The organism is Nitrospira sp. BLG_1, from assembly GCF_047338595.1.
Classification (GTDB): Bacteria; Nitrospirota; Nitrospiria; order Nitrospirales; family Nitrospiraceae; genus Nitrospira_D.
The window spans coordinates 1-2,688 of record NZ_JBLFBO010000101.1 but is presented as its reverse complement, the minus strand read 5'-3'; the positions used below and the strand labels follow the sequence as shown (position 1 = coordinate 2,688).

Below are 2,688 nucleotides of genomic sequence, written 5' to 3'. Positions count from 1 at the left end.
GACTCAACATCATACCCGCCACTCAGATCCTCGCCGTCTTGGGTCTGTAGCGCGAGGTCAAAATAGTCGCCTGGATTCCTGACTCGGACGAGGTAACGCAGCATGACGCAATCGTCCTGTGCGAGGTCCACGGTCGGGATCTGGCTCGCTGTCAGTTGTGTTGTGCCTGTCTGCACATGGCATGTGCCGGTCAGACGTGTCGTGATCTGCCCCGTGTTCAGTCCGCTACTAGTTGAGGCACCATACATCCAGATGCCATCCGATGTTTCGGTGTTCGGGACATGAATACGGGTTGCCGATCCGTTGCGTCGATACGTGAGCTTAAATGCCGCCTCGCTGCAATCGCTAATGTTCTCGCAATGCACCTGAAAGACCACTGCCACCGACCCATTGGGAACCACAGTTTTCGATGCATTAATGGCTGCAATATTCTGCGCAACCCCACCCACCGTGAAAGGGCTTTGTACTTGGATGGCTTCTTGCGTGAATGTGCCGGAGAGCGGAGCGCCCTCACCTTGGAATGCGGCGTAGATTGCTGCACAATCCTGCACAGATTGATAGAGGAGAAAATCGTCAAACGTCGCATCGCCTCCCATCAGTTCTGGGATATGTCCGATTTCAATATTGCCTGCGAGCGTGTAGGAGGTCACGGTCTTTACTGCACCTGGTGAGACCGAGGCAACCCCGTTTTTGTACAACGTGATCGTATCGGTTGAGGCATTGACCTGCAAACAGAGGTGATTCCACCCCACGTCCACAGCAAGATCCGATGCGATGGAATCGTTCGATCCCTGCGCCCCAATGCGCCACGTACCTCCCGCACGCGAAATGTATAACCGTTGATTCGTGCCAACAGGAGATCCGATGTGCCGCTCGGTCAGTGACTGTGCGGAGGATGGAACATTAATGCCAAACGCTATTGTGAGGCTTTGGGTCGTGGGGTTCACGCCCGACCCATAGGGCACGGCGACGTACTGCGTGGTATTGTCCTGAATCGTGACCCCTGAGCCAGACTTTCCAGTTCCCCACGTCGCACCGCTCGTTAGCGTCCCGTCGAGGTTGTTGGCTGATTCGTCGTTCGCGTTTGTGCCGGTCCCCTCATCGAACTTGTAGTAGATATAATAGCCGCTCGGATACCCAGAAGGCCCAGAGCCGGTACACTGATTAGAGACGGGCAGATTTGTGAACGAGAATATCTTCTGGTCCAACTCAGGGGCAGGGCCAATGTCATCGTTGGCCGACCATGATCCTGTGGCGGAAGCATACGAGAGCGTCACGCTTTGCGCCGTAGCCACGCACGCATCGCCAGCAAATCCACTGACATGAATGTTGACAATCGTGTCAGTCCCAACGCTGTTGGACACAGAGCTTGCCGTAAGCCCTCCCCCTGGGCAGTTTGCTCCGGTACACCCAATCGTGACGCCGGTTGTCGATAGGTTGCTGATCGGCACAGCCGTACTCATCGAGAACGTACAAGTGATGATGTTGGCCGAGATGCTACAGCTCGGATCTGCAACCGTCTTGAATGCCCCCACTACATTCGTCGAATTATTGGGAAACTCATTGGCGAGCGCGATATTCGCGGGTGCCGAGGCTGTCAGCCGAAAATCTGGCGATCCCGGTACAGTCCCGCCAGCCGTAATGAACGCAGGAGGACTGACGTTCACAACATTGCCCGATTGTGTGTACTGCACCCCCTCCGTTGCAGACGTGTCAAGGAAGACGGTCCGCCCTGGGGAGGTGGCATAGGCGTGGTTATTGCGTATTTGAATGCCGGTACACGTCACGCCGGTGAATCGAACACCCTGCCCAGTTCCGGTTAGTTGCTGTGCGTTTTCGTAGATGATGTTATTCTCGATGCGTGCGTTATTACATCGAGACCCCCAGATATTGACCGCCGATCCATAGGATTGGTACGCAATCGTGTTGTTCGCGATAATCCAATCATGCGATTCCACGTACTCGGGACCGGCATGCGAGGCCGGGTTGTAGGCAGAACTCCCCGTCAATTGTATGCCGACAGCAAGGTTGTCGTAAATGAGATTGTTCGTGATCGTGTACGCCGTCCCATAGCTATAAATACCGTGGTCTTTATTGCATGATGATGGGGTCGTCGCACATTCAGCAAAACTTCCATTGTGATGGATCACGTTTTGCGTGATGAGTAATCGTGTGCCTGTTCCAATAATGCCCTGGTTCAGGTTATCGTGGATATCGTTGCGGCTAATGGTCGTGTCATGCAAGTTGTAGTACTTGATCCCATCGAGACAATTCGTAATCTCAAACCCCGAAAACACGATCCACCCGATAGGAAGATTGTAGGCCGTGGCGTTCTGCAAAAGAACCTGCTGCGAGGTGGATGTGCATCGAATAATCGGTCGTTGGTTGGGATAGTTCAACAGACTGATGGGGTTCGAGTCCGTTCCGCTCGTTTTAAACCGAACACCCGCCGTGTTGTACGTTCCTCCAAACACGAACGTTGTATCTCCGGCAACCATGGTGTCAAGGGCTTTTTGGATGGTCTGCCACGGAGTGGCTTCGCTTCCATCGCTGCCGTTATTGCCGGTTGTCGCCACGTAATAGATAGCCGCCTGCCCCGACGATGGAATCCATGGGATGAAGAGCACGACTGTCAAGAGCGCGATCATCACGATTGCCGCCTCCGTAGGGGACCGAACGATGCTGCCG

At 54.3% G+C, this 2,688-nt stretch carries 1 protein-coding gene; it reads right to left on the bottom strand.

From position 1 onward, the window contains the following. Window positions 1-2,648: right-handed parallel beta-helix repeat-containing protein (locus ACMTNU_RS20405; protein ID WP_413937131.1), on the bottom strand; the 2,648-nt coding region annotated here is incomplete at its 3' end. Window positions 2,649-2,688 lie beyond the last annotated feature (40 nt).